The sequence below is a fragment of the Pedobacter nutrimenti genome, assembly GCF_032678445.1.
Taxonomy (GTDB): domain Bacteria; phylum Bacteroidota; class Bacteroidia; order Sphingobacteriales; family Sphingobacteriaceae; genus Pedobacter; species Pedobacter nutrimenti_A.
Genome location: NZ_JAVTSQ010000029.1, coordinates 1 through 5608 on the forward strand (window position 1 = coordinate 1; position 5608 = coordinate 5608).

The following is a 5608-nucleotide window of genomic DNA, read 5'->3' on the forward strand; positions in this document are numbered from 1 at the left end:
TGAACTACAGGCTTTCTTTAAGATTTGGCACCGACCTACTCTCCCACGTGTTACCGCAGTACCATCGGCTCTGGTGGGCTTAACTTCTCTGTTCGGAATGGGAAGAGGTGGACACCACCGATATAGGCACCTAAATATTTTTAAATATTTAGTGAGCTATCTCTCGATATAATTTCACTAATAAATGACATATTATTGAAAGAAGTTAGTTTGGAAGAGCAAACAACAGTGTTGTTGCTTTTGAAAGCTTCGGATGATTAGTATTACTCGACTTTGATCTCACAACCTTTACATCTGTAACCTATCAACGTAGTAGTCTGCTACGGTCCTATATGGAATTCTCATCTCGTGGCTAGTTTCGCACTTAGATGCTTTCAGCGCTTATCTATTCCCAGCGTAGCTACTCTGCAATGCCCCTGGCGGAACAACAGATTCACTAGAGGCTAGTCCAACCCGGTCCTCTCGTACTAAGGTCAGCCCCACTCAAAATTCCTACGCCCACAACAGATAGGGACCGAACTGTCTCGCGACGTTCTGAACCCAGCTCGCGTGCCACTTTAATCGGCGAACAGCCGAACCCTTGGGACCTTCTCCAGCCCCAGGATGTGACGAGCCGACATCGAGGTGCCAAACCTCCCCGTCGATATGAGCTCTTGGGGGAGATCAGCCTGTTATCCCCAGCGTACCTTTTATCCTTTGAGCGATGGCCCTTCCATGCAGAACCACCGGATCACTATATCCGTCTTTCGACCCTGCTCGGCTTGTATGCCTCACAGTCAAGCAAGCTTATGCTATTGCACTCCTCATACGGTTACCAAGCGTATTGAGCTTACCTTTGAAAGCCTCCGTTACCTTTTTGGAGGCGACCACCCCAGTCAAACTACCCATCAAACAATGTCCTCCTACTAGAGGAGTTAGACACCGAATACAGAAAGGGTGGTATTTCAACGTTGACTCCACGACGCCTGGCGACGCCGCTTCATAGTCTCCCACCTATCCTACACATCCTGTATCCAATGTCAATGTTAAATTGTAGTGAAGGTGCATGGGGTCTTTCCGTCCCGTTGCGGGTACCCGGCGTCTTCACCGGGACCACAATTTCACCGAGCTCATGGCTGAGACAGCGCCCAGATCGTTACACCATTCGTGCAGGTCGGAACTTACCCGACAAGGAATTTCGCTACCTTAGGACCGTTATAGTTACGGCCGCCGTTTACTGGGGCTTCGATTCAATGCTTCGAATTGCTCCTAACATCCCCTCTTAACCTTCCAGCACCGGGCAGGTGTCAGGCCTTATACTTCATCTTTCGATTTTGCAAAGCCATGTGTTTTTGTTAAACAGTCGCCTGGGCCTTTTCACTGCGGCTGATATTGCTACCAGCGCCCCTTCTCCCGAAGTTACAGGGCCATTTTGCCGAGTTCCTTAGCCATGATTCACTCGAGCGCCTTAGAATTCTCTTCCCGGATACCTGTGTCGGTTTGCGGTACGGGTTTTTATAACCTGAAGCTTAGCGGTTTTTCTTGGAAGTCTGATTACCTGCGCTATCCACTTACCCGAAGGCTTGCGGTACTATCGGCGTTCAGCAAGACCGGCGGATTTGCCTACCAGTCCTATACCTACAGCCTTTAACGATCTATTCCGTCAGATCGCGGCAGTGTCACTACTCCGTCCCCACATCGCAGTTATAAAAAGTACGGTAATATTAAACCGTTGTCCATCGAATATCCCCTTCGGGTTCTCCTTAGGTCCCGACTAACCCTGATCCGATTAGCGTTGATCAGGAAACCTTATCCTTTCGGCGGGCAGGTTTCTCGCCTGCCTTATCGTTACTTATGCCTACATTTGCTTTTCCAGAAGCTCCACCACAGCTTACGCCATAACTTCGCTGCCGCTGGAATGCTCCCCTACCGTAATATTAATATTACCCATAGCTTCGGTGTACTACTTAATGCCCGTTTATTATCCATGCACGATCGCTCGACTAGTGAGCTGTTACGCACTCTTTAAATGAATGGCTGCTTCCAAGCCAACATCCTAGCTGTCTATGCAATCGCACCTCGTTAGTTCAACTTAGTAGTAACTTGGGGACCTTAGCTGATGGTCTGGGTTCTTTCCCTCTCGGCCCGTGACCTTAGCACCCCGGGCCTCACTGCTGAGTATATTATTTAGCATTCGGAGTTTGTCTGGATTTGGTAGGATTTGACTCCCCCGCACCCAATCAGTAGCTCTACCTCTAAATAACTTTACCTCAACGCTGTTCCTAAAAACATTTCGGGGAGTACGAGCTATTTCCCAGTTTGATTAGCCTTTCACCCCTACCCACAGATCATCCGGAAACTTTTCAACGTTTATCGGTTCGGTCCTCCAGTACGTGTTACCGCACCTTCAACCTGTCCATGGGTAGATCACAAGGTTTCGCGTCTACCTCCCCTGACTATACGCCCTATTCAGACTCGCTTTCGCTTCGGATCCGTGTCTTAAACACTTAACCTTGCCAGAGAAGAGTAACTCGTAGGCTCATTATGCAAAAGGCACGCCGTCACGCCACCTGGACGCTCCGACCGCTTGTAAGCACACAGTTTCAGGTTCTATTTCACTCCCCTGTTCGGGGTTCTTTTCACCTTTCCCTCACGGTACTGGTTCACTATCGGTCTCTCAGGAGTATTTAGCCTTACCGGATGGTGCCGGCAGATTCCCACAAGGCGTCTCCGACCTCGCGGTACTCAGGATGCTACTAGACTAATGGTACTTACGTGTACGAGGCTCTCACTCTATATTGCCAGGCTTCCCATCCTGTTCCACTTCATTGCATTATAATCATATCGTAGTCCTACAACCCCACTAATGCCGTAACATTAATGGTTTGGGCTCTTTCCCGTTCGCTCGCCACTACTTAGGAAATCATTATTATTTTCTCTTCCTCTGCTTACTTAGATGTTTCAGTTCGGCAGGTTTGCGTATATATACGACTAGTCTTCAACTAGCCAGGTTTCCCCATTCGGAAATCTTCGGATCAATTCATATTTGCTAATACCCGAAGCTTATCGCAGCTTATCACGTCCTTCATCGCCTCTGAGAGCCAAGGCATCCCCTGTGTGCTCTTTCTTACTTTCTTCTCTCCATAGCCTTTTGCGCCTATGGAAATGCTTTTTTTGATTTGTTGTTATCTCTTTAGATCGCTCTGATTGCTCATCCCTCTCTTCCAAGCTAACAACGTCTCTATTGTTGTTTGCTCTTCTTTTTTAACTTCTTCCAATATGTCAAAGAACTGTTCAATCCCGGGGTCCCTTTACGGTGCCCTATTTACGTACCTTTTGTAACAGGTACCGGTGATGGTGGAGAATAACGGAGTCGAACCGTTGACCTCCTGCGTGCAAGGCAGGCGCTCTAGCCAGCTGAGCTAATCCCCCTTAGAATATTTCTGTAGTCCCGAGCAGATTTGAACTGCTGACCCCTACATTATCAGTGTAGTGCTCTAACCAAACTGAGCTACGGGACTTAATGTATTACAGGACTGAGTACTGATCTCTCATTTCACAATGCCTGTTTACTCTTTTTGTCCAATCTTCAGTAGGTCACACTTGTGATGTTATCCTATGGGTTGTTTCTTTTTTTTCTTTTGAGATTCTTTTGTCATTTATATCATTTGGCGTAGCGAGTAGTCAAATCTACTCCAGAAAGGAGGTATTCCAGCCGCACCTTCCGGTACGGCTACCTTGTTACGACTTAGCCCCAGTTATCGGTTTTACCCTAGGACGCTCCTTGCGGTTACATACTTTAGGTACCCCCAACTTCCATGGCTTGACGGGCGGTGTGTACAAGGCCCGGGAACGTATTCACCGCGTCATTGCTGATACGCGATTACTAGCGAATCCAACTTCAAGAGGTCGAGTTGCAGACCTCTATCCGAACTGTGAATGGCTTTTTGAGATTTGCTTGCTGTTGCCAGCTTGCTGCCCTCTGTACCATCCATTGTAGCACGTGTGTAGCCCCGGACGTAAGGGCCATGATGACTTGACGTCGTCCCCTCCTTCCTCTCTGTTTGCACAGGCAGTCTGTTTAGAGTCCCCACCTTGACGTGCTGGCAACTAAACATAGGGGTTGCGCTCGTTGCGGGACTTAACCCAACACCTCACGGCACGAGCTGACGACAGCCATGCAGCACCTAGTTTCGTGTGATTGCTCACTGATCTATCTCTAGATCATTCACTAACTTTCAAGCCCGGGTAAGGTTCCTCGCGTATCATCGAATTAAACCACATGCTCCTCCGCTTGTGCGGGCCCCCGTCAATTCCTTTGAGTTTCACCCTTGCGGGCGTACTCCCCAGGTGGAATACTTAACGCTTTCGCTTAGCCGCTAACTGTATATCGCTAACAGCGAGTATTCATCGTTTAGGGCGTGGACTACCAGGGTATCTAATCCTGTTTGATCCCCACGCTTTCGTGCCTCAGCGTCAATAACACCATAGTAAGCTGCCTTCGCAATCGGTGTTCTGTGACATATCTATGCATTTCACCGCTACTTGTCACATTCCGCCTACCTCTAGTGTATTCAAGCTCATCAGTATCAAGGGCACTGCGATGGTTGAGCCACCGTCTTTCACCCCTGACTTAATAAGCCGCCTACGCACCCTTTAAACCCAATAAATCCGGATAACGCTTGGATCCTCCGTATTACCGCGGCTGCTGGCACGGAGTTAGCCGATCCTTATTCCTTCGGTACATTCAGCTACTTACACGTAAGTAGGTTTATTCCCGAATAAAAGCAGTTTACGACCCAGAGGGCTGTCTTCCTGCACGCGGCATGGCTGGTTCAGAGTTCCCTCCATTGACCAATATTCCTTACTGCTGCCTCCCGTAGGAGTCTGGTCCGTGTCTCAGTACCAGTGTGGGGGGTCATCCTCTCAGATCCCCTAGTCATCGTCGCCTTGGTGGGCCGTTACCCCGCCAACTAGCTAATGACACGCATGCCCATCTTAATCCTATAAATATTTGAACATTGGATAATGCTATCCTGTGTTTTTATGCGGTCTTAATCCGAATTTCTTCGGGCTATCCCCCTGATTAAGGTAGGTTGCATACGCGTTACGCACCCGTGCGCCACTTTCATAAGAAGCAAGCCTCTTAATCTCGTTCGACTTGCATGTATTAGGCCTGCCGCTAGCGTTCATCCTGAGCCAGGATCAAACTCTCCATTGTAAAATGTTGTAGTTTGAACGCTGACCATTCTTAACTTGTTAATAATAGTCTTTATTCTAATTGTATTGTCTGTCAGAATTTGACTCGAAATCATAGCTCCGGTTTCATGTACTTTGAATCGTACTATGTTACCTCGCTACGCTTTTATAAATGACATCTCTTTAATGAACTTATCGATCTCGCCTCACGGTGATCTATATATTTTGCAATTCTGCTGCTTCGTTTTCCGAAAAGGTCTGTTTGAATATTCCTTCTCTTTCACTGTTCAACTTCATTGTTTCAATCTTGTTTACTCGTTATCAAACTCCGTTTGGTAACTCCCGTTTTGTTTGGGACTGCAAAGGTAGCAATCTTTATGTTATTCGCAAATTTTATTTTATCTTTTTTTGCTTTTTTATTTCCGCTGCT

Annotated in this window: 2 tRNA genes and 3 rRNA genes; all 5 read right to left on the reverse strand. The window is 47.6% G+C overall.

Annotated elements, in window-relative coordinates:
- Positions 1–22 precede the first annotated feature (22 nt).
- The 5 genes from rrf to R2S08_RS28645 all read right to left on the reverse strand — a co-directional run bounded on the left by rrf (position 23) and on the right by R2S08_RS28645 (position 5200).
- Positions 23–134 (reverse strand): 5S ribosomal RNA (gene rrf / locus R2S08_RS28625).
- Positions 135–238: 104 nt separating this feature from the next.
- Positions 239–3116 (reverse strand): 23S ribosomal RNA (locus R2S08_RS28630).
- 218 nt (positions 3117–3334) lie between these two features.
- Positions 3335–3411 (reverse strand) — tRNA-Ala (locus R2S08_RS28635).
- A gap of 14 nt (positions 3412–3425) precedes the next feature.
- Positions 3426–3500: transfer RNA gene (locus R2S08_RS28640), tRNA-Ile, on the reverse strand.
- Positions 3501–3678: 178 nt separating this feature from the next.
- A 16S ribosomal RNA gene (locus R2S08_RS28645) occupies positions 3679–5200 on the reverse strand.
- Together the 16S, 23S and 5S rRNA genes with 2 tRNA genes alongside form the textbook arrangement of a ribosomal RNA operon.
- Between the last annotated feature and the right edge of the window lie 408 nt (positions 5201–5608).